The following is a 22,477-nucleotide window of genomic DNA, read 5'->3' on the forward strand; positions in this document are numbered from 1 at the left end:
CTCTAGCCAACCATATCATTCTAATAAGAACGATAAAGATATTACAGTGAATATCAACGCAACAAATCCGATAAAAAGCCCCATAATAGTCACTGCCGTAATAGCTAGATAATAACAAACTTTTGAGGTTATTACTAGAACATGTTTCCATGCTACTTCCGGACTCTCACACGCTATTATTCTATAAGCCTCATTACCATTAGTTTTTCTAGATTTTATAAGAATCTGAATGATGCACACCACAATGACACCCACCAAAAGTAGGAATCCTACAGCTCCACAGTATGTAAGAATTTTTAGGTTTCTAAGCCCCTCTTCAGTCTGACCACTAAATGCCTGCTGTACCATTAAAAGAGGAATCTTAGGCAAAAGAAGCGTCGCGTAACAAAGTGTAAGACCAATAAACCAAACAATTTTAGTAGTTCCTCGCAAGTAGCGAATAGTTACTTTATGACTCATCGTTCTTTCATTTCTCTCTAATTATATGCTTATCTCTAATATATAATGCAATACTTGCTGTTCATAGATGCCTCTGCCAAGTTAGGAAGGAAACATAAGGCTAAATGCTAAGAACTCTATAAAGCCACAAAATAGACCAAAAGTATATATCGTCATCATAATAAGACACTTAGAGATCTTGAATAAGTAGAGCACAAACTTCCATCTACCGATATGTGATATAAAATGCATTTGTCAACCTGAAAATTTCTACCACGTATTTTCCAGCGGCAAAGAGCAAAGACACAGCAGACTCGCAATCACGAGTACAAAAAATGTCACGCCACCCACCATAATAAGACCACCCTTAATCTTTAACTCCACATACAGTGTCAGTTAGGGGTATACAGCACAAGGCAAGCGCAATCCAGCGAAGTATGTTAGAAATCTTGACAGTCACCTTCAGTACCTTAACATCATCTTTTTCTATTCCATGCTTCTCCATAGAGTTCTTCTCCATTTCCAGCGAGTTGAATTACAGTATTATCATGAAGAATTCGGTGTACTTCTTCACCGTATGAATTCTGCTTGTCAAATGCGATAAATATTTGTTTCTTCGCCTTAGAATAGAGCTCCATAATTCCTTGAATAGCTTCATCACTAATATTCTTAAAAAGAAGTGAATCATGCATGATAATAGGAATATTTGTAAGCTCTAGAATAGCCAAATCGTATAGAATGAGCCCTTTATAGTTCGTTCCAGTACCGTTATCTTCTGGCGTATAAAATGTGTAGTTAGAAGATGTTCTCAAATTTAGTTCGGGAGAGTTTCGCCTTTCACCCTGGAAAATTTGTCTATTAAATTCACTCATCTTCATATTCGCTGAATTCTGAATACGGTTAAGGATGCTTGTCACAGCATCATTAAGATTAGTCAGTGATTGCTTCTTCTTATCTTTAAGTTCACGAGCTTTCGCATACGCATCATTTTGTGCTTGTAAAGATTTGATTCTACTAGTTATCTCATTATACGCTTGAGCGAACTCTAGTGGAACGTCGCTATGTAATCCTAGTTCATTAATCTGACTTGCGAATTTTCTACTTATCTCTTCTAAAGCAGTAATTTGTTCTTGTATAGATTCTTGATCCTGTTTGAAGTTCTCCTGAAGTATTTTTGAGAGTTTCTGATGGTAATTCTCTACCTCGTATATTTTTCTCAAATTAACATTTGGGAAGAACTCTTGCAATGCATTAAGATCTGAAACTCTTGGAAGTAGACCATAAGATAGACTCAAATCCACCAATCGCTTCTTACGATAGAGGTTAGAAATTTGATTATCCAGTATAGTCTTCTGGTTCTTCAAATCAATGACTTTACTTTTTACATCTACCTCATATTTGTCGTATTCTCTCGGCTGGCTATTCTGCAAAGACAGCAGTTTTTCTTCTAATCTACCTATTTCTATCCTATTAGCTTCATAGCGAGTTTTATTCTTTACGTCTGATGCTATGAATTCATATTTTCTTGCATTATTGAATACACTCAATTCTTGCCGAAACTTCTCAAATTCTTTAGAATACATATCGATTTTCGAAAACTCATCAAACGTCTTTATAAGACGAAACACGCTATCTCTTTTAGTCTCAGCACTATGACCTTTTAAAGGATCATGCTCATCTAAATTTTGCTTTCCATAGATACGCGAGTATAGCGATACAGCTGTTCTAAAAGTTAATCCCAAGAAATCTATATTGTATTTGGCACTTAGCCAATGAGTAAAATCACCACACTCCCATACGTCTCCTGTACGATTCCACCTCGAATCCGTTATGTATACCTTCTTGGGATTATTAGTATTTCTCAGAAAATGGTAGTCAACCCCATTAAACCGAAAAGTGAAACATACATCATGCGTACCTATATGCTTGTCAGCTTCGCTGCCTATATAGGTATTACCACCAAAGACAAAATCTAAGGCAAGCAGTAAGGAAGATTTGCCGATGGAGTTCTCTCCACTCTCATCACCTAATATCACATTAAGTCCCTGTTTAAAATGTATCGGCGACCTCGTCTCACCACTATGCCTGAATACAGGTGAATAAATCTCAGTAAGCACGATACACCGTCCCATCATCGCTCATATCTATGGCCCGTAAAGCGTAAAGACAATCCATTATCTCGAGAAAGTCAGTCGAGCTTTCCAAATCACTTTTTATAAAATCAAATAGACTCCGTATATCTGTATCTCCATCGTCAATTTTCTTTAAAATTTTAGGAAGGTAATATAATACTGACTTTCCATACGGATAAAGCTTATTCGGTAGTCTCATCAAACACCTCGCAACTTTGAATGAAATAGCATACTAATATTTGACAGTACAGTCTGTCCTGCAATGTAGCTTTTTCGAGTTTCTTACAGATTTCATCAAAAATCTGATATGCGTCTACTCTACTTTTTACTAATTTTTTATATACCATTCTCATCTGATTCTGCAAAGATTCAAAGTCGATGGTACCATCATCATTGAGAGACTCAAGTATTCGTCTGACAGCTACAAAATATTGAGATACATTCATTCGTACTTCATTATAAAGATGTAAATATTTCTTGGCATCAATTTTCTTATCTATCGACTTTGGTTCAAAAGATATATCTATAAGCTCATTGGGTTTGAGCTTCTCGATTCCAGAAATTACAGCAACAATTCCTCTCTCAAAAGTTTCCTCGCTCATACGTATTTCAGCGTTACTGCGATTGAACAATAGCTTCTTTATTCGCTTCATCGCCTGCACATTCTTTCGTGTTCTCTTCACGTCATAAAAACCTTGGCATCTAGGACACATCGCAATAATATTCGTTAAATCAATCTTCTTACTTTTATCTATTACTGCCACTTCATATACATATTGCATTTTCCCGTCATTCATTACATATAGCATCTGTGAGCAACCGGGAAAAGTACAATAATCTGATGCTTCACGAAGAAGATAATCACCGAACTTGACCTTTAAACTGCGTCTTATGTCTACATCTTTTGCAGCAGATATCTCACCTTTTGATATAACTTTTGAACTGGTAGTAATGATTTCACGAACCCACTCGGTAACTATTTCTGCAATATTATCAGCATTACAACTAGGATTATAGTATTTAATCTCTTCGACCATCAGGTCTTTTTTATCGTCATTAAGATTAAGTATCCAATCTTACATGCCTCCTAAGGAAAGATGATCAATAATATTTCTTGCTACTGCACCACTAATACCTCTTTTGGTATAAGTACGTATTGTTCCATCGAGCAGTCTTCCAGAAGCATCTGTTTTCATTCCCCACTCTGCTTCTGGGACATTCGTAATTCTCTGCATAAATTCTCTAAAGAATTGCGGAACGGTATCAGATGAACCTAGATATTTATGCAGGATTCTAAAAAGGACAGGAAAGGTAATCATTTTTTATTCTCCTTCCCCTTCAAGCTGAACCAGCGTGAACCACGGTGACCCAACACACTCCCAATATAAATTTTGTTCCCCATAACCTTATCTATAGATGAATTCGATAAGACTAGAAGATTGCTAGATTGTCTCCTATTCTATAACGAAATTTGAAGACTTGATAACTCTCAATGTCTTGAAATGCGGCACGATTCATCACTTAACTGGCAAGAAATGACGATTTCTAGCTAGATAAGTCACAAGAACCTCAGACCCCGATCAAGCCTGAGCATCTGTAAATACAGGAAGCGCTTCCTCTCACACAATTGAGAGGAGCCCTCATGGGCGAATACAACAATGAAATATCAAGAATAAATACGGAAATGGAGGAGTTTGATTCTCACTGGGCTAAAACAGATAGGGCTGACTCACGTCGAGATCGTCATTCTTTATTATCAACGTTCTCTTACGAAGGAGAACATTTTGTTAGTGAGGCAAATACTGAGTCTGAGATTATTAATATCGATTATGCGCATAGACTTCTCAGCGTTCTCAATACAAATCAACGACGAATAGTACTCGGAAAGACTATCGCAGGCTATTCTTTCACGGATTTAGGAAAGATATTAGGTAAGGATGAGTCTTCAGTTCGTAAGATGTATCGCCGGGCGATAAAGATCATGCGCGATTACGCTGGAAAGCTTAACTAGCACCCAAACAAAATGGCTGTATACAAATATTCTTTGCATGCAGCCATTCCAACCGTCATTAGGTAATAAGATTATTCCATACCTTTATACCTATGCATCCGCACTCTTCGACTTCGTAACTGTCATCTTATGCTTTAACTGTTACTTTCAACGTCTCTTGTAGTAGAATCAAATGAATCAAATTTGCATACCTGTCAATCTTCATGAGAAACCGGTATCGACTATCTCTTGAAAGCCACCACTTCTTTACCACGCGCATACCAATATAAACTTTAAAAAATCAAGGAACCTCTCGCTCTTCCACGAGATGATTTCTCAATATTATGCGATTATACGACTATGCATTTAAGAACGCTTGTACTTTATGTGCAAATTGCTGAGCATACTGGAATATCGATCCATGCCCTGCTTGTGGATAGATAACCAGCTCACTTTGACTTATTTTGTCATGCATATCATAAGAATTCTGCGTAGGAACTTGCATATCCTGATCACCGTTTACGATAAGCGTGGGCTGAGTAATGAATGATAGATTATCCTCAGCTTCCTTTCCCCAGCGTTTAATCGCTTTCAATTGTCTTATAAAAGATCCTACAGATATTTCTTTATCCCGTACTGACGATTTTTCTGCACGCTCGCCCATTCGACTTAAGACCTGTTGAGCTTCCCTCGCACCTTGATCATCATGCGTGTAGAAGATATAGCGTTTAGGATCTACCCGTTCGAATGCAGCTCGAATCATATACCGGAAAGTCTTGCCTGTAACTTTATCCACTTCATATCCGCCACGCGGTCCGGTCCCAGCAAGAATCAGCTTATTGACCATCTGTCCTCGAAGCCGTACAATTTCTTGAGCAACCATTCCACCCATAGATAATCCCAAAAGATTTATCTTCTCCAGTCCTAGTGCATCAAAGATATCTATAGCCTGCTGAGCCATTAATTCAATCTTAGGTGGAACTTTACCTTCACTTGCACCTACTCCAGGAAGATCCAGTACAATTACATGGTGATTCTGCGCTAGTAAATCAAGGAGCAGCGGATCCCAGTTATCAAACGTTGCCGAAAGATGAGTAAGCATAACTAACTGGTATTGAGATTTTCCCATGCCCAGTTCGCGATACACAATCTTCGTATTCTTAACGTCGATTACTTTATTCTCTGTATTAATATAAGACATTATTTTTCCTTGCTTTCGAAGCTGACTACTGTCTTACCGCGAGCATGCCCGTTCGCAACTTTGTCTAATGCCTTGTTAATTTCAGAGAACGAATACACACTATCAATGGAGGCTTTAACATGATTGTTTTCCAAGATTTCTGCGATTTCTCGCAATTGCTTTCCATTACTTTGAACGAAAACGAAGGAATAATGTACCTTGTATTTCTTTGCAAGTGAGTCAATCCCGAAACCAGCAACAGTTAGAAGTATCTGTTTCCACCATGGAAGATTCATCCTACGAGCGAATTCCCCGTTTGGCATAGCGCGTAGCGAAACAATATGTCCACCTGGTTTCATAATCCCCATCTGCTTTTCAGTTTCCTTGCCTCCGATAGTGTCTAAGACGTAATCAACATCGTGCACGCTCTTTGTATAATCTTCCGTCTTATAATCTAAGAACCTGTCGGCTCCAAGGCTAAGAACACGTTCTTTATTAGATGCGCTACCATTCGTTATAACAGTTAAACCTTTCGCCTTTGCGAGAGGAATAGCAATCGCACCCACGCCACCAGTACCACCAGAAATAAATATCGTTTTTCCAGCTTCCACATGCATCAGATCAAAAGCTTGCATTACCGTTAATCCAGTGAGTGGAATTGCTGCTGCTTCAACATCTGACAGATAACTTGGCACATGAGCAATTGCGTCACTATCAACTGCAACATACTCAGCAAATGCACCGATATGATCTAGTGGGAGTCTACTAAAAATACGATCACCTTTAGAAAAGCCCTCTACACGAGACCCCACTTCTTCGACTACGCCAACCAATTCATTGCCAGCTATAAGTGGCAGCTTATATGGCGTAATCATTTTTACTTCGCCTCGTGAAATCATATTATCTACAGGGTTTACGCCTGCTGTTAAAGTCTTGACGAGCACTTCATTGTCACGTATGTGCGGCTGAGCAACTTCACGCATCTCAAACGAGATATTGTCTTTATCATACTTAGTAAGTTGAGCAGATTTCATTTATTTCTCATTTCTATTATTCTTATGGGAATTGCTTTTGCTTGCTTCACGGTAAAGATTTTCGATAACGTCTTCAAGATTTTGTGATGCTAATTCACGTTCAAGATGCTCCTCCACGGGCGAGAACGTATCATGTACAGCTTCACCTATATATCTACCCACCGGGCATTCTTCACTGGTGTTGCTATGTATGTCGAACAACTTTATATGGTCTATTTCTTGAGTAGCGTAATAAACTTCAAGCAGACTTATATCGCGAGCTGATTTACTTAAGGAATATCCTCTTTTGCCTTGCCTCGATTCTAAGATATTCGCTTTATTGAGTAAAACAATAATTTTTCTGATATAGCTAGCATTCGTTCCTACACTTTCAGCAATCTTTTGCGAGCTGAGACTTTCAGAACTCTCACTTACCATAGCAAGCACGTGTAGCGCTACAGAAAATTTTGTATCAATCACTTAAAACCAACCCACTTAGAATCGAACACGTTTTGTACTTGTATCTATTACTAGTACAACTATAAGTGCAAATAGGGACTTTACGTAATACATTATTTCTCTTTATATTTTCTTGCGCGCTAGCAGTATCCTTAATCAGCCTTTACCGCACGAGTAGCAAAGAAAGTCGTAATATTCATCTCATGAAGTGCGCCTTCTCCAAGAGTATCCTCATACAAATCAGTTAAAGTAAAACCTGCTTTAAGCTGTCCTCCAATTTGCTCTTCCAAGGTATGAGAGAACTGCACTCCAGCATCCTCAGACTCCAGATATGCCATCTGTTCGGCATTTTTGAGTGGATTAAATGGCAATGACCAACGAATTTTCGTTTGATCCTCGTCATCGACTATTGCCATAAGATCCTTGTCGAATCCGCCGAGCATTACACCGCCCTTTTTCAAGACACGGTATGCCTCAGCAAATATCGGTTCAACTTTTTCGACATAACAATTTGATACCGGATGGAAGATGACATCAAACGTTTCATCCTCAAACGGCAATGGTTTCGTCATATCCGCTTTAACGATTTCGATATTGTATCCCTCACGCTGAGCAACCATTCGTTCCGATTCAAGCTGTTTCTCAGAATAATCGAGCACCGTACAGCATGCGCCAAGAGCCGCGAAAATCGGCATTTGCTGCCCACCGCCCGATGCTAAACCGAGCACTTTCTTACCGCTAAGATCTGGGAACCATGCATGCGGCACAGGTTTAGTTGGAGTGAGAAGCACATTCCATTGCCCTTTTCTAGCAGCCTCATATGTTTCATGTGAAACGGGGATTCCCCATTGCCATCCTTCTTCTACCCAGGAATCAATGGTTTTGCTGTTAATATCTTGGTAGTTTGTCATGTAAGTCTCTCTTGATAGCATTCACGAAATCTAATTATCTCCCTCTTCAGCAATCTTCTTATGTCGTTTCTTTGACTGACCGACAACGAATTCAAGATAACCTTCCGCTATCTCTTGCTCAAGACCGCTTTCTGCTGCAATTACACGAAGTCTATCCCGTTGACGATTTTCGCGGGCACTATCGAGGGCCGCAAATCCAGCTTTAGCTTTCAGCTGCCCCACTCGCTTCGTGGCTTTAAAACGACGAGCTAGTAAACGAACGATGTCGTCATCAATCGAATCAATTATTTCGCGTTGCTCTTCTATCCCACGTATAGCGTCACTAACGATCGCTGACGTGTGTTCATCGACTAGTTCAGACGAAATCTGCGTATTCTCGTTCACAGTCTCATTCTCGTTCTCGTTCTCACTCATACTGTACACCTTACGGTATGGGAACTATATAAGCAAAAGGCAGCCCGCTATAGCGAAACCGCCTTCTATGCTTAATGTTTAGCTCGTTTACTTCTCAGAAACTATTATTTTAGTTTCCTTGTGCCATCATGCGGAAGAATTCTGCATTTGTCTGAGTCTTCTTCAAACGACCAACGAGCTGCTGGTATGAAGCTTCTGGCTCCAAACCACCAAGTGCACGACGCAAACGATAAATAATTGGCATCTGGCTTGGGTCGGTAATGAGTTCTTCGCGACGAGTAGAAGAAGCATTAATATCAATAGCTGGGAAGAGGCGCTTTTCGGACAAATCACGAGACAAGCGCAATTCCATATTGCCAGTACCCTTGAATTCTTCGAAGATAACTTCATCCATCTTTGAACCTGTTTCAACCAAAGCGGAAGAAATAATCGTCAAAGAACCACCGTTTTCGATATTTCGTGCCGCACCGAAGAACTTCTTTGGAGGGTAGAGTGCCTGTGCATCCACACCACCAGAAAGAATTCGACCTGATGCTGGAGCTGCGATATTATATGCACGCGCCAAACGAGTCATAGAATCAAGCAGAACTACGACATCTTGACCGAGCTCTACAAGACGCTTCGCACGCTCAATAGCAAGCTCTGCCACGATGGTGTGATCAGTTGCAGGACGATCGAAAGTTGAAGCAATGATTTCACCTTGAACAGTGCGTTCCATATCGGTAACTTCTTCTGGACGCTCATCGACAAGAACAACCATCAAATGAACTTCAGGATTATTTGCAGTAATCGAATTAGCGATATTCTGCAAAGTAATAGTCTTACCCGCTTTTGGAGGAGAAACAATCAGACCACGCTGACCCTTACCAATTGGCGAAACGATATCAATGATACGACCCACCATATTGTTTGGATTAGTTTCCATCTTCAAACGCTCCTGAGGATACAAAGGAGTGAGCTTGGAGAATTGTGGACGCTGAGCAGCCTCATCAAGTTCTAAACCATTAATTGTCTCAATTGATTGTAATGGAACGAACTTTTGACGCTGGCTACGACGATCATCACGCGCTGCTTTAATGTATCCGCGTACAGCATCACCCTTGCGGAGACCATACTTCTTAACCTGTCCCATAGATACATAGACATCATTTGGACCAGGCAAATAGCCAGAAGTACGAACGAACGCATATGAATCAAGAATATCGATAACGCCTGCAACTGGGATAAGCTCATCGTTTGGCTCATCAATCTGCTGATCATCATTAACATCATTACGATTCTTACGCGCATTGCGATCATTTCGATCATTGCGCATACGATTACGCGAAGATGCAGAACGAGAAGAGCGCTCATCAAAGTCATCATCGCTGTCATCATCCATGACGTCCACGCGAGTATTACGACGCATACGACGCTCAGTATTCTCAGTCTCTTCATCCAAACGTTGACGTTCTTCATTGGAAAGACGATTGCGACGATCTACTACTGCAGAAGTACCGCGCTGCTCGCGCTCAGCCGCCGACTGAGCAATATTTTCTGCACGTTCGCGCTCTGAACGATCTGGCAATGCTGAAAGAATATCATCCAAATCAGCCTTCACCTGATGACGCTGAGCTTCATGCGCTGCCTGCTCTTCTGCACTAACTGGTGAATTGCGACGACGCCGCACAGGAATATCACCTAAATCAAGAGTGATTTTAGCTTTGGAAGTATTTTCTTCATTGTTTGAATCATCCTGAGCTGCGCTCGCACGACGTGAACGATTGCCACGTGGGAGAGGCAGGTCAAGAATTGGAAGTGAGGACTGTTCAGACTGTGAAGACTGCGCAGACTCTACTGAATCGGATTCTGACTGCACATCTAACTGAACAGAAGAAGCGGACTGCGCGGTTTCTTCATTGTGCGCATCCTCATTAAGATTTTTAGCATTACGACGAGTCGCTGTCGTCTTGTTTGCTTTTGGAGCAACCACGCGAACGCCTGCTGGCGCTTCCCCACCACTGCGTGCTCGCTCAATAACATCGATAAGTTCAGGCTTACGCATAGTTGACGTACCGCGAAGCATCATCTGCTTAGCGAGCTCTCGCAACTCCGGAAGCTTCATATCTGCAAGATTTGTATTTGCCACCCGTGTGACCTTTCGTATGTAAAAAACATTCCTCACGTGACATCATAACGATTTCATGAGGGAAAAGTTCTACGTTGAAATTTCGCTATACAATAAGCGAACTGAAGAAAACTATACGGTATTTGGTGGACTAATACAAGTTTACCGTGTCTATTCGTGTCTTTCGCGACTATCGTGACTCATTAATCTCCCCACAACTTATGAACCAACTTATGAATCGACTTATGCACTATAAGCAATCTATTGGTATGCCCTTAACGCACTGCGTAAAGGCAGCGTATTGCATGTATTGCTCTTTCTAATACTCTTCTTATATCAAACTAAATATATTTTTTGCAGAATCGACAATATATTATTTTCGTAAATTTCTGTGGTTGTAAAAACGCCATCTATACGAGGCACGTATTAAAGGAGTCCCCTTATTTTCGTATATATTACAACAATTTGGGACGGAAGTTTAAGTCGGCCAGATACGGCGAACAGTATATACCAATATCGCTTATTCTTAACGAGTCTGTGTTTGGTACAACGTGCAAAAAATTGCCGTGAATTCACCATACAGACCGGAGTATTTGCTCAAAAATATGTATAAGCATGAGTTAGGCTCGTTCTCTTTAACCCATATAAAGAGAACGAGCCTAACTCATGCTGGAAATTTACTTCACAGGCGCTTTTCACTTGTGAAGTAAACGTTACCCCAACGCTAGTAACAAGTAGCTAGCAATTACTCCTAGTGGCGATGTGCGCGATAGAAGTTGATAAGAGACTGAGTGGACTGATCCTGCTGAGCCAAAGCAGCATCATCCTGAGAAATTGCAGGAGCGATCTGCTTTGCGAGAACCTTACCCAATTCCACACCCCACTGATCGTAGGAGTCGAGACCCCATACGGTACCTTCTACGAGAGTAATGTGCTCGTACAAAGCAATGAGCTCACCAACAGCAAATGGAGACAAAGTGTCACCAAAGATGGAAGTCGTTGGACGGTTTCCAGTGAATACACGTGCTGGAACGATTGCTTCAGGCGTTCCTTCTGCGCGAACTTCTTCCGCAGTCTTACCAAATGCCAAAGCCTTGGTCTGAGCCAAGAAGTTAGCAAGGAAGAGCTCGTGAACGTCCTGAGAACCATCCTTTGTAGGATTTGGAGTATTAACAAATGCAATGAAGTCAGCTGGGATCAGACGAGTTCCCTGATGGATGAGCTGGTAGAACGCATGCTGACCATTTGTTCCTGGCTCGCCCCAGAAGATTTCACCAGTCTGAGTAGTCACAGGTGTGCCATCCCAGCGCACAGACTTACCGTTGGACTCCATAGTAAGCTGCTGCAAATATGCTGGGAAGCGGTTCAAGTACTGGTTGTATGGAAGAACAGCGTGGGAATGTGCTCCGAAGAAGTTGACATACCATACGTTCATCAAGCCCATAAGAGCTACAACGTTGCGCTCAATTGGAGTGGTTGCGAAGTACTCATCGATTGCGTGGAAACCGCGGAGGAAGTCTTCGAAACGTTCTGGACCATAAACGATAGCGATAGAAGTACCAACAGCGGAATCTACTGAGTAGCGACCGCCAACCCAGTTCCAGAAGCCGAATGCATTATTTGGATCAATACCGAATTCAGCAACCTTATCGAGAGCAGTAGAAACAGCAATGAAGTGCTTTGCTACAGCTTCAGCGTTCTTCTCGTCAGAACCGTCAATTGCACCGTTTGCCTTCAAATTCTCGAGCAACCATGTACGTGCGGAACGTGCATTTGTCAAAGTTTCGAGAGTTGTGAAAGTCTTAGAAACAACGATGAAGAGAGTCGTCTCTGAATCGATTCCCTTGAGCTTTTCAGCCATATCATTAGGGTCAATGTTTGATACATAACGAGCAGAAATACCGGAATCACGGTAAGCCTTAAGAGCTTCGTAAACCATGACCGGACCCAGATCAGAGCCACCGATACCAATGTTTACAACGGTATCAATCTTCTTACCAGTTACGCCAGTCCACTCACCGGAGCGAACCTTGTTAGCGAATGCATAAATGCGGTCAAGAACTTCACGTACATCCTTAACAACATCCTGACCGTCAACGATATACTTACCTTCGTCAGAAGCTGGACGACGAAGAGCAGTATGAAGAACTGCACGATCTTCAGTGTTATTAATGTGTACACCAGAATACTGCTGCTGGATGCGCTCGTCGAGCTTGACATCCTTAGCCAAAGCAGCAAAAAGCTGCAAAGTTTCAGGCTTGATGAGGTTCTTAGACAAATCGAAATGCAAATCGCCGGCATCGAAACTCAAGCTTGCAGTACGGTTTGCATCCTGTGCGAACCATTGACGAAGGTTAATTCCTTCAGCCTGCAACTGATTAAAGTGATTTTGCAATGCAGCCCATGCTGGTGTCTGTGTTGCATCAATAGGTGGATTGATGGCCATTGCCAGTCCTTTCATACCAAATCGCGTACGTCCTTGTCGTACTGATGTATAACGATAGTAGGCGAAACGGACAGCAGTAATATTGCCTCGATTCGCCTACACGATTCAGGAGAGTTACGCATGAAAATCACAGTTATTTACACTTATCCGAACGATTCTGGATACAATCACGCTGTCTTGGAAGCTGTTCAACGCGGATTCGCGAATAATACCCACAATCATGACGTGACTTTGCTCGATTTGTATAAGGAAAATTTTGACCCGGTTTTACGGTTTGATGAAAATCATCGCCGCAGAGATCTTGCTCAAGATCCTGAAACTGCACGCTACCGACAGCTTATTACCGATAGTGATTTGCTCGTATTTATTTTCCCTATCTGGTGGGCTGGCATGCCTGCTCTTCTCAAAGGATTCATCGATCGTATCTTTGTGAGCGGCTTCGCATACAAATATAAGGGTCTGCTTCCTCAAGGCTTACTTAAGGGAAAGAAAGCGTGGCTAATAACTACTCACGATACTCCTAAACTATTTGTCAATCTCTTCCAGCAGGATTACGAAAAAGTTTTACAGCGACAAGTTCTTAAGCAAATGAGCGGTATCACAACCATCAAGCATCATCAGCTGAGTTTTATGCGTAAATCATCATTAGAAAAGCGCGCGAAATTCCTCAAAAAAATCGAAGAATTCGCACGCTCACTATAGTTTTTACGTTTTAGATAACCATTAGATTCCTAGATTCGTCAGCGTTCCCCTCTTGCGTTGAAGATATACGCTTACTTGCCATACCAACAGTCCTACGATAAACCATATAACGCCAACTATGAGAGCTACAGTGCTTTCAGTTTGCCATGCAGCACAATGATCAGAAAATGCTCTTGCCGCTTGCGTTATATGTGTTAATGGGATAATTCCAATTATGCGTTGAACTATCTGAGGAAATACCGTAACAGGAGCAATAACTCCGCCAATAATAGGCAAAAGAGCTGATAGAAAATTAGGAACCGTATAGATATCACTCAATAGCATACCGAGCGCTGCAATGGTGAGACCAAAGCCAGTCGAAGCAATAATCGTTACGATAAGAAGAACAATTAACTCCCCCCAGTTGATTATGACGAGACTTTTTGCGTCAACGAGAACTAACGTAACGAACAACGTTACGAAGTTGCTCACAAGATTCACACCAATGAGCGCGCACACGCGACCACACCACACTGGCCATGCAGATCTCGAAGCAAGAAGCACAAAACGTGTTGTCCCTTCAAACTTATCCCACGCCAGCGCCTCAGATACCACCAAACTAGTAGCTAAACTACATGAGCCGAGTACAGCTGCAAGCGTAGCTTGGAGTAGAGTTTGGTCAGATTGGCCAGATCCGGACAGATGCATTCCAATCATTCCTGATAAAAGAAGATAGAGGAATGTAGACAGTAATGGCTCTACAAACATTTGCATAATGGCAGTATCAAGAGAACTCAAACTTGGCAAACTCGAAATAGTCACCTTAGCGCCGCTATAAAAACGATGAAAAATACTCATAGTATATCCAAGCTGCCTTCCTTGATTGCCATATGAAGAGCTCTTTTAAGCATGTAACTCGCCACACAAAGAAGCACACATGACAGCCCTAAGCTAAGAAAAACCATCCCTATCATGCCAGTATTCACAGTCGTAGCATGTGCCACCCAAACGGCTGAGGTGAGAGGATGAATAAATGCCACAACTTGTATAGGAAGTGGCAAATTACTAATAGGTGTCACAATGCCGCACAGCATCCATACGGGAATAAGTATAAGTGGTTCGTATGCTGTTGCTTTACTGAAAAATACGAAGAATCCAGCGAGAAATGCAGCTGAAGCAACACACGCAAGCATAGCTAAGGCATAGCCGATTATATTGAACACACTTATAGATAACGAGGTGAAAGCAAAAATTGCCACAGTTGCAAGAGCAGCTGGAATACCTAATACTCCAAGCAGCGCAGCAGATGCCACTATCGGGAAGAATACTGCTGATGGAGACACTACACTTGCTGCCAAGTACTGAAGCGTGCCCATATACCTTTGATAGCCAATGATTCCCGTTGCTGTCACTGTAGATGACCATAAACCTGCTATAGCAGCATCAATCCACATATCGTGAGCAAATAATGCAACATTTTCGCCCAATGCTACATACGCTACTATTTTCATCAACGCAAAACAAACTGGGGTCAGCAAAGCATTTTGAATGAAAAAAGTTGTCTGCGCAAGGCTTCTGAGTTGAAACCACGTTCCACGCAAGCATGGACCAATCGACGAAATACGTTGATGAACAACACCCGCTCTACTACTGAGAACGTTCGTATTTAGTGAGTTTACTGGATTAACTGAGTCTACCGCGCCCCTTTCCTTACTCATTGCTCGCCTCGACTTCACTCAATTCATCAATATTTTGCGTCCCGCTGGTAGCATGAACATTTTCCAGTATCGCCAAATACGTTTCTTCCAGACTTGCAGAACGATTTCCAAGCATATGTAATCCTTGAGGTAGCGCCAGTTTCTCCTGCACTTCATATGGCGTATTCCACATAACAGTCACATTCCATACACCGTGTGATTCGAAAGCTTCACACCACATGACACCATCAAGCGCACGAATCTGGTCGATCATCTCATCTGGTAGTTCTTCACCCTCGTAGGAATATGCACTCACGTGGTCAATGTTCTGACTTTGAGCTAACTGAGACACAGATCCACGCGCAATAATTTCACCATCATTGATAATTGCGACACTATCAGCAAGCTTTTCTGCTTCACTCATTTCATGCGTTGTCAGCAAAATAGCTACACCTTGAGAGCGAAGTTCTTGAACGAGTGAACGTACATTTCGTGAATTCTCTGGATCCAATCCCGTAGTTGGCTCATCTAAAAGAAGCACGTCAGATTGAGCCACCATTGCTCTAGCTATGTGCAGTCGTTGCCACATACCACGTGAGAAAGTTTGAACCTTATCTTTGCTAACTTCAGAAAGTCCAACACGATCAAGCGCTTGCGCTATACGTGCTTCTCGGTCCTTATACGAAACTCCCGCCAAATCTGCAAAATAACGCAAATTATCAATAGCACTTACTGAACGATAGAAACCACTTTCTCCGCCCAGCAAGAGTGACATGTGAGAGCGAGCGCGAAGAGGATCACGAACTGCATCAATTCCGGCAATTCGCACATCACCACTATCCGGAGTCAGAAGAGTTCCAGCAATTTTACATGTCGTAGTCTTTCCAGCTCCATTAGGACCAACTAAGCAAAGTATCTCACCGCTATCAATATGAAGATTGATATTGTGCAGAATAGTTCTGCTTGTCCTTTTCCCGTTTTCGCGGACTTTGTACGAGCGAACTACGTTGTTGAGTTCAAGCTGATGGACGACACTGTCGCCATTATCTTGCGCTTCATTATTGCCATTATAAAGATTGCCCTCGCGACCGCTTCTGTACAAAGCTAGCGCTTCCGTATCATCGTTCATTGTACTTCTTTCATCTAGAACGATTGAATTGCATGACCAAAATCCTCTATCCTCTTTGATTCTTTCAGCCGTGTATTACTTACCGCTAACTGTTCTACCCCCCCATACGAAAAAACAAGATTCCGGCGATTCTTGTCATTATTCGCATATCACCACAAATATTTCCTCAATGATGTGATCATTCAACAGCGTATGAAATCACGACACTCATCTACATACATCTTGCGATTTCATAGCCGTATGCTAGTATTTTTTATCTGTACGGTTTCACGTGAAACTGTATCGCCACCTTAGCTCAGTTGGTAGAGCGTCTCACTCGTAATGAGAAGGTCGCCGGTCCGATTCCGGCAGGTGGCTCTTCTTTCTTGCAACGTCGGCGACGACATACTCACGCGCGAGTGGCGGAATTGGTAGACGCGCAGGATTTAGGTTCCTGTTCCACTGGAGTGAGGGTTCAAGTCCCTTCTCGCGCACATTTTTTGTCCTGAGATACTTTTCCCGCCCAATTTTTTGCATTTTCGACTACTTTTACCTCTTTTTTGCCGTTCGCCAGTCTCAAAAGCGACCGAATATGCAAAAAATACGACGAACCTAGGGTTCATCTGTCAAAATCATCCCAGCATACGTTCGCCTATATCCACAACATGTGTCATTACATATGTCCCAACATGTCACAATATACGTCGCAAAATATGTCCCAAAATACGACCATATTTACAGTATTTTTTAAGTACTTTCCAGGCTTCACCTACTGCTAAAATTGCACAATTTTTAAGAGCAAACATTTACCATTGAACTAACAGAATTCATACATTTTTGAGTTTTAAGGAAGAATTATGAAAGTATTTATCGTCGGAGCAAATGGCCGAGTCGGCAAAACTCTCATTACTGAGCTCACTAACCGTGGCCATTCAGTAACTGCAGGAGTGCGCAATCCTGAAAATTTTGAGATCAACTCGAACGTAGATATAGTTCAGTTTGATTTAACAGCACCAGTCGAGCAAATTGCGCAAAAAATTGCTGGATCAGATGCTATTTATTTCGTAGCAGGCTCTCGCGGAAAGAATCTTTTGCAGATTGATGCATTCGGCTCAGTTAAACTTCAGCAGGCGGCTGAGCGTGCAGGAATTAAGCGATTCATTCAGTTATCTGCCATTTTCGCAACTGAACCTGAACAGTGGGATGACCCTCGTTTGGCATCTTTGCTCAATTATCAGATTGCTAAGTTCTTTGCTGACGAATGGCTTATTAATAATTCAGGCTTAGACTATACGATCCTTCAACCAGGTGCACTTGTAGAGGCTGAATCGGGTACAGGACTTATTCAAGTCGGCGTACAAGAAGCGTTATCGAATACAATTCCAAACGTAGCTGCAACTCTTGCAGAAATTCTTGACCATGATAATACTATTGGAAAAGTTATCCCTATGGGCGATGGGCAGACACCAATTAGTCAAGCGCTTGAAACTCTATAGCTCTTTATTAACTCTTAAGCTAATTAGCCGCCAATCTTACGGCGTAAATCCAGACCCAAACAAGATGAAGGTCGATATTCCTGATGGAAAATATCGACCTTCTTCATGTGTTGTTGCGTTATAGACTCTCTAGTTCGCTATTTTTTCAAAGTAAGGTGCGAGAGCTCGAAGCGCCTTACCTCGGTGAGAAATCGCATTCTTTTCTTGAGCGCTCATTTCAGCGGAAGTTAGCGTTCCCTCCTGATCATTAGGCACAAAGAGCGGATCGTAGCCGAAACCATTCGTACCACGTGGCTCACGAAGAATAACGCCCTCCATGTCACGAATTTCGACGACTTCAAAATCATCATTTCCGCCGATAAGCCCAGCTGGAATGACCAGTGCTGCTGCGCATCGGAATCGCGCCCCGCGCGCCTTATCTGGAATATCACTGAGCTGAGCTAAAAGCAATGAATTATTAGCTTGATCATCACCATGTTTACCCGCCCATCTTGCAGATAAAATTCCTGGCGCCATACCCATGACATCTACAATAAGACCGGAATCATCAGCCATCGCCGGAAGCCCTGTTCGAAAAGCTGCATCGCGAGCCTTTAACAAAGCATTCTCCTGGAATGTCGTTCCATCTTCTACTGGATCAGGTAGATTAAGTTCACTCGATGTCACGAATTCAAAATCGTCTGCGCCTACTACTTCCCCGATAATTCGCGCAATCTCACGAACTTTACCGGCATTATGGGTTGCAACTACAACACGTTGACTCATTTCTTATTCCTATATCTTCTTGAACTAGCTAATTTTTCAGGTTAAATTTATAGGTACTTACTCGCCTATTACTCAGCCAAAGCCTTACGCTGAAGCTCCTGGAGCTCTCGATTTCCCTTTTCGGCCAAATCAAGAAGTTCGTTCAATGTTTCGCGAGTATATGGAGCACCTTCTGCAGTTCCTTGAATTTCAATAAAAGCGCCTGATCCAGTCATCGCCACATTCATATCGGTCTGCGCATGCGAATCCTCAATGTATGGCAAATCAAGCATTGGCGTACCATCAATTACACCTACAGAAATAGCAGAAACCTGATCCTTGATAACCTTCTTGTTTTCTGCAACGTAACCTTTCTTCTTAGCCCACTCGATAGCATCAGCGAGCGCAACGTAAGCACCCGTAATCGATGTTGTACGAGTACCGCCATCAGCCTGAAGTACATCGCAATCAATCTGAATTTGATTCTCCCCCAGTGCCTTCATATCGACCACACCGCGCAAAACACGACCAATAAGTCGGCTAATTTCGTGGGTACGCCCACCTACTTTTCCGCGAATTGATTCGCGATCAGTTCGCTCAGATGTCGCACGAGGAAGCATAGAGTACTCTGCTGTCACCCAGCCAAGTCCAGAATCGCGACGCCAGCGAGGCACCCCTGGGGTGAAAGTTGCCGTGCACAGCACACGGGTATTGCCACATTGAATGAGCACGGAACCTTCAGGAGCATCTGTCCAATTTCTTTCAATCGTTACAGGACGAATTTCATCTACTTGACGACCATCTGCACGTACCACTTGACCAGTTTTCAGTAAATCTTTAATTTGAACCATATGTCTATCCTACTCAACGCTCTACCGCTTTAACATCCCAGCTGCTCACCACTCTATGGACGTTACTCTATGGATGTTACTCAACAGGCGTTACCTCACGGACGTTATATATCGTATATATTAGGCGTTCATATATCAGAATTTGAAATCCGATCAATTTTTGCAGACTGGTTCGTCTTTCGCATCTATCACAGCGAAATTGACTGGCTCTTTTGACCAAACCTGCAAAAAATTATGGAGTGCTGTTCCTTCCTCGTCTTCACTATTAAACGTTCACCATCAACCGTTCATCATCAACCGTTCACCGCTTACCCTACACTCGAATCCGCCGCAAACACCGCTCTTCATTCACATTCTCTTTCACACGCCACTCAAATTTCTCATCTTTACAAAAGATTTCCCGATTATTCGTAGACTTTCACAGAATTCTATAACCTCTTTTCAATTTCCACTCCTATCTTTTCGCTATCCCATCATCAACGTAAAAGGCTTCGTAGAAGACTTCATATACAGTTGTATTTATGACTATTCTTGTATCACTTTTCCGTTTCGCCGTAGCAGCTATGGCGCTTGCTGGAACATGCCGAGCTTGGTTCTACGGCGATACCCAAAATTTGGTATATTTTACATATCAAACAAATCTTCTTATCGCGTTTCTTTTCATTTGGGCTGGATTAGCGGGGCTTCTTCGCGGAGTACAGCCACCAGCTTGGCTTAAGGGCATGGTCACGCTCAACATTATTATTACCGGTCTTGTGGCATGGATAGTTCTTCCTCCAGACGACCCAGCAGCGGTTTTCCGAATTTTTGGCATTCCTTCAAATCTTCTCGCGCATATTCTTGTACCGATTTGTGCGGCTATTGATTTTGTTCTTTTTGATGAGCATCGTCGTTTTAAATGGGTTGATGCGCTGACATGGCTCATTTATTTCCCAATTTATCTTGCTTTTGTTGTTATCCGCGCGCTTGTTTTCCATGGAGTTGGTCCAGCTGCGGGCGGCAACCCATACCCATACGGTTTTATTGACCTCGCGAAACTTGGAATCCAGCAGTTCGCGCTCAACTGTGTCATCTATCTGGCCATTTTCTTCGTACTTGCACTTATCATAGTAGTAGTTGATAAAGCATTGCCAGCGCGTACGGTTCTTACTGGTTCGTCTCCTCGAGCAGCACGTTTCAAACGAATTCGTTAACGGCATCTGCTCGTCTATGAATTGATGAACGAGTTTGGCACTACTGAAGAGCTTTATCGAAAGATGAGCTCTTCTTTTATAGCCGTCTCATTGTCACCGCATGCTTATCAAGCATAAAACGCATAAGAATAGCCGATTACAACGGATAGAGGAAGATATGTCTACCGCAGCTTTACTAACTGATATGTACGAATACACTATGGTGGACGCTGCCCTAAGAGATGGTACAGCTCATCGCCAGTGTGTGTTTGAAGTCTTCACACGCCACTTGCCTTCGGGTCGCCGTTATGGTGTCGTGGCTGGTTTAGGACGCATACTCGAATACATCAAGAATTTCAAGCCCTCAGACGAGGATTTAGCATTCTTGCGCGATAATCATATAGTTTCCACTGACACGATTAATTGGCTAGAAAATTATCATTTCTCCGGCACTATCCGGGCATATCGCGAAGGTGAAATGTTTTTTGCAAATTCGCCAGTTCTGCAAGTTGAGGGAACTTTTGCAGAATGTACTCTGCTTGAAACTGTTATTTTGAGCGTTCTCAATTATGATTGCGCGATTGCTTCCGCAGCTTCTCGCATAACGTCTGCGGCTGGATCTCGTCCATGCGCTGACATGGGTGGACGCCGAGCTCATGAAGAGGCAGCTATTAGTGCAAGCCGAAGCGCCGTTGTTGGTGGCTTCGTCAGCACTGCGAACTTAGCAGCAGCTAAACGTTACGGCATCCCTTGCATCGGAACAGCTGCTCACGCATTTACTCTTGTCCACGACAGCGAGCGCGATGCTTTCGAATCTCAAGTCCAGGCTCTTGGGACTGGTACGACACTTCTTACTGATACCTACAATGTGGAAGAAGCAATTCGCACGGCAGTAGAAGTTGCTGGTTCTGAGTTGGGTGGGATCCGCATTGATTCAGGTGACTTAGCTTCCATGGCGCAGAAGGCTCGCCATCAGCTTGATGCACTCGGAGCAAAAAATACAAAGATTACGGTGACAAATGATTTAGACGAATACGCAATCGCGGCGCTTGCCACTGCACCTGTGGATTCTTATGGTGTTGGTACCCGACTTGTTACTGGATCAGGACATCCAACTACTTCTATGGTGTATAAGCTCGTCGAACGCGAAGGCGCCGATGGGCATATGCACCCAGTTTCGAAGAAGAGCTTCGGAAAATCAACTGACGGTTGGCGTAAACGCGGTCTTCGTGTATACGAATATGGTTTAGCTCAGGGTGAGCTAGTACTTGCTGGTCCGGCTGATAAGATCAACGATTGGGCAGCATCTCAGAGCGAATATGAAGAGGTTAAAGATTTAAGCATCATTGCGATAGATCACGGAACTATTGATGAATCACTAATGACGCGCGAAGCGCTCTTCGCCGCTCGTGATTATCATAACGAAGCATTACGTGAACTTCCTGTTAATGCGCTCTCTCTCAGCGATGGAGAGCCTGCGATTCCTACTGAAGTCGTTACTCTCAACTAATCGAGGCTTGATTCAACTATAAAAACGAAGTTTGCTAAAAGATAGAAAAGATAAAGTTGAAAGATAAAGTTGAAAGATAAAGTTGAAAGATAAAGTTGTGGGCTGAGAAATCTTGAATACGATTTCTC

General features: G+C 42.6%; 22 protein-coding genes and 2 tRNA genes. 7 read left to right on the top strand and 17 right to left on the bottom strand.

Annotated features, from left to right (window positions below; all coding sequences use genetic code 11):
- Positions 1-15: 15 nt before the first annotated feature.
- The 5 genes from EJ419_RS06455 to EJ419_RS06475 form a co-directional block, all read right to left on the bottom strand.
- Positions 16-459 (bottom strand): hypothetical protein, encoded by a 444-nt coding sequence (locus EJ419_RS06455; protein WP_131284817.1) that lies wholly within the window; start codon positions 457-459, stop codon positions 16-18.
- Positions 460-914: 455 nt separating this feature from the next.
- On the bottom strand, positions 915-2,474 hold the full coding sequence (locus EJ419_RS06460) for a DUF2326 domain-containing protein (protein WP_165496266.1): 1,560 nt from the start codon (positions 2,472-2,474) through the stop codon (positions 915-917).
- A gap of 70 nt (positions 2,475-2,544) precedes the next feature.
- Positions 2,545-2,769, bottom strand: a complete 225-nt coding sequence (locus EJ419_RS08525) for an ABC-three component system middle component 7 (protein WP_131284821.1) — start codon at positions 2,767-2,769, stop codon at positions 2,545-2,547.
- Positions 2,753-3,607 carry an ABC-three component system protein gene (locus EJ419_RS06470; protein ID WP_131284823.1) on the bottom strand — a complete coding sequence of 285 codons (855 nt, stop codon included), beginning with the start codon at positions 3,605-3,607 and terminating at the stop codon, positions 2,753-2,755. Before EJ419_RS06470 ends, EJ419_RS08525 begins: the two co-directional genes overlap by 17 nt.
- A 39-nt stretch (positions 3,608-3,646) precedes the next feature.
- Positions 3,647-3,889, bottom strand: coding sequence for a hypothetical protein (locus tag EJ419_RS06475; protein WP_131284825.1), 243 nt, complete (start codon positions 3,887-3,889; stop codon positions 3,647-3,649).
- Between the two features lie 323 nt (positions 3,890-4,212).
- Here EJ419_RS06475 and EJ419_RS06480 point away from each other — a divergent pair, with 323 nt between their 5' ends.
- Positions 4,213-4,581 (top strand): sigma factor-like helix-turn-helix DNA-binding protein, encoded by a 369-nt coding sequence (locus EJ419_RS06480; protein ID WP_131284827.1) that lies wholly within the window; start codon positions 4,213-4,215, stop codon positions 4,579-4,581.
- Positions 4,582-4,918: 337 nt separating this feature from the next.
- On the opposite strand, the gene EJ419_RS06485 is transcribed toward EJ419_RS06480, so the two are convergent.
- The 7 genes from EJ419_RS06485 to pgi form a co-directional block, all read right to left on the bottom strand.
- Positions 4,919-5,761: an alpha/beta fold hydrolase gene (locus EJ419_RS06485; RefSeq protein WP_131284829.1), complete on the bottom strand. Its 843-nt coding sequence runs from the start codon at positions 5,759-5,761 to the stop codon at positions 4,919-4,921.
- Complete coding sequence (locus EJ419_RS06490) at positions 5,761-6,774, bottom strand: NADP-dependent oxidoreductase (RefSeq protein ID WP_131284831.1); 1,014 nt, start codon at positions 6,772-6,774, stop codon at positions 5,761-5,763. The genes EJ419_RS06485 and EJ419_RS06490 overlap by 1 nt, the downstream gene beginning before the upstream one ends.
- Positions 6,775-7,233: an RrF2 family transcriptional regulator gene (locus EJ419_RS06495; RefSeq protein WP_240680365.1), complete on the bottom strand. Its 459-nt coding sequence runs from the start codon at positions 7,231-7,233 to the stop codon at positions 6,775-6,777.
- Positions 7,234-7,364: 131 nt separating this feature from the next.
- Positions 7,365-8,123, bottom strand: coding sequence for a class I SAM-dependent methyltransferase (locus EJ419_RS06500; RefSeq protein WP_131284833.1), 759 nt, complete (start codon positions 8,121-8,123; stop codon positions 7,365-7,367).
- A 30-nt stretch (positions 8,124-8,153) separates the two neighbouring features.
- Positions 8,154-8,537 (bottom strand): chorismate mutase, encoded by a 384-nt coding sequence (locus tag EJ419_RS06505; RefSeq protein ID WP_131284835.1) that lies wholly within the window; start codon positions 8,535-8,537, stop codon positions 8,154-8,156.
- A 109-nt stretch (positions 8,538-8,646) separates the two neighbouring features.
- Complete coding sequence (gene rho / locus EJ419_RS06510) at positions 8,647-10,665, bottom strand: transcription termination factor Rho (RefSeq protein ID WP_131284837.1); 2,019 nt, start codon at positions 10,663-10,665, stop codon at positions 8,647-8,649.
- Between the two features lie 730 nt (positions 10,666-11,395).
- Positions 11,396-13,090 carry a glucose-6-phosphate isomerase gene (gene pgi / locus EJ419_RS06515; RefSeq protein WP_131284839.1) on the bottom strand — a complete coding sequence of 565 codons (1,695 nt, stop codon included), beginning with the start codon at positions 13,088-13,090 and terminating at the stop codon, positions 11,396-11,398.
- Between the two features lie 120 nt (positions 13,091-13,210).
- On the opposite strand from pgi, the gene EJ419_RS06520 reads away from it, so the two are divergent.
- Positions 13,211-13,792: an NAD(P)H-dependent oxidoreductase gene (locus tag EJ419_RS06520; protein WP_131284841.1), complete on the top strand. Its 582-nt coding sequence runs from the start codon at positions 13,211-13,213 to the stop codon at positions 13,790-13,792.
- A gap of 21 nt (positions 13,793-13,813) precedes the next feature.
- On the opposite strand, the gene EJ419_RS06525 is transcribed toward EJ419_RS06520, so the two are convergent.
- From EJ419_RS06525 to EJ419_RS06535, 3 genes are read right to left on the bottom strand one after another with little or no spacing between them, the layout of a single operon-like run.
- On the bottom strand, positions 13,814-14,629 hold the full coding sequence (locus EJ419_RS06525; protein WP_131284843.1) for an ABC transporter permease: 816 nt from the start codon (positions 14,627-14,629) through the stop codon (positions 13,814-13,816).
- Positions 14,626-15,489 (bottom strand): ABC transporter permease, encoded by an 864-nt coding sequence (locus tag EJ419_RS06530; protein WP_240680366.1) that lies wholly within the window; start codon positions 15,487-15,489, stop codon positions 14,626-14,628. Before EJ419_RS06530 ends, EJ419_RS06525 begins: the two co-directional genes overlap by 4 nt.
- Positions 15,482-16,597: an ABC transporter ATP-binding protein gene (locus EJ419_RS06535; protein WP_131284845.1), complete on the bottom strand. Its 1,116-nt coding sequence runs from the start codon at positions 16,595-16,597 to the stop codon at positions 15,482-15,484. Before EJ419_RS06535 ends, EJ419_RS06530 begins: the two co-directional genes overlap by 8 nt.
- A gap of 284 nt (positions 16,598-16,881) precedes the next feature.
- Here EJ419_RS06535 and EJ419_RS06540 point away from each other — a divergent pair.
- From EJ419_RS06540 to EJ419_RS06550, 3 genes are all read left to right on the top strand, one after another.
- Positions 16,882-16,954, top strand: a tRNA-Thr gene (locus tag EJ419_RS06540).
- 35 nt (positions 16,955-16,989) lie between these two features.
- A tRNA-Leu gene (locus EJ419_RS06545) sits at positions 16,990-17,070 on the top strand.
- Positions 17,071-17,433: 363 nt separating this feature from the next.
- On the top strand, positions 17,434-18,072 hold the full coding sequence (locus tag EJ419_RS06550; RefSeq protein ID WP_131284847.1) for an SDR family oxidoreductase: 639 nt from the start codon (positions 17,434-17,436) through the stop codon (positions 18,070-18,072).
- 129 nt (positions 18,073-18,201) lie between these two features.
- Here the strand turns inward: EJ419_RS06550 and rdgB are convergent, their stop codons facing one another.
- Both rdgB and rph read right to left on the bottom strand, forming a co-directional pair.
- Positions 18,202-18,837 (bottom strand): RdgB/HAM1 family non-canonical purine NTP pyrophosphatase, encoded by a 636-nt coding sequence (gene rdgB / locus EJ419_RS06555; RefSeq protein ID WP_131284849.1) that lies wholly within the window; start codon positions 18,835-18,837, stop codon positions 18,202-18,204.
- A 68-nt stretch (positions 18,838-18,905) separates the two neighbouring features.
- Positions 18,906-19,667 carry a ribonuclease PH gene (gene rph / locus EJ419_RS06560; RefSeq protein ID WP_131284851.1) on the bottom strand — a complete coding sequence of 254 codons (762 nt, stop codon included), beginning with the start codon at positions 19,665-19,667 and terminating at the stop codon, positions 18,906-18,908.
- 521 nt (positions 19,668-20,188) lie between these two features.
- Here rph and EJ419_RS06565 point away from each other — a divergent pair.
- A complete protein-coding gene (locus EJ419_RS06565; RefSeq protein WP_131284853.1) occupies positions 20,189-20,860 on the top strand; it encodes a Pr6Pr family membrane protein in 672 nt (223 codons plus the stop codon).
- A gap of 157 nt (positions 20,861-21,017) precedes the next feature.
- On the top strand, positions 21,018-22,349 hold the full coding sequence (locus EJ419_RS06570) for a nicotinate phosphoribosyltransferase (protein ID WP_131284855.1): 1,332 nt from the start codon (positions 21,018-21,020) through the stop codon (positions 22,347-22,349).
- The last annotated feature ends 128 nt before the right edge of the window (positions 22,350-22,477 follow it).

It is taken from the genome of Alloscardovia theropitheci (genome assembly GCF_004332295.1).
GTDB classification, from domain to species: Bacteria; Actinomycetota; Actinomycetes; order Actinomycetales; family Bifidobacteriaceae; genus Alloscardovia; species Alloscardovia theropitheci.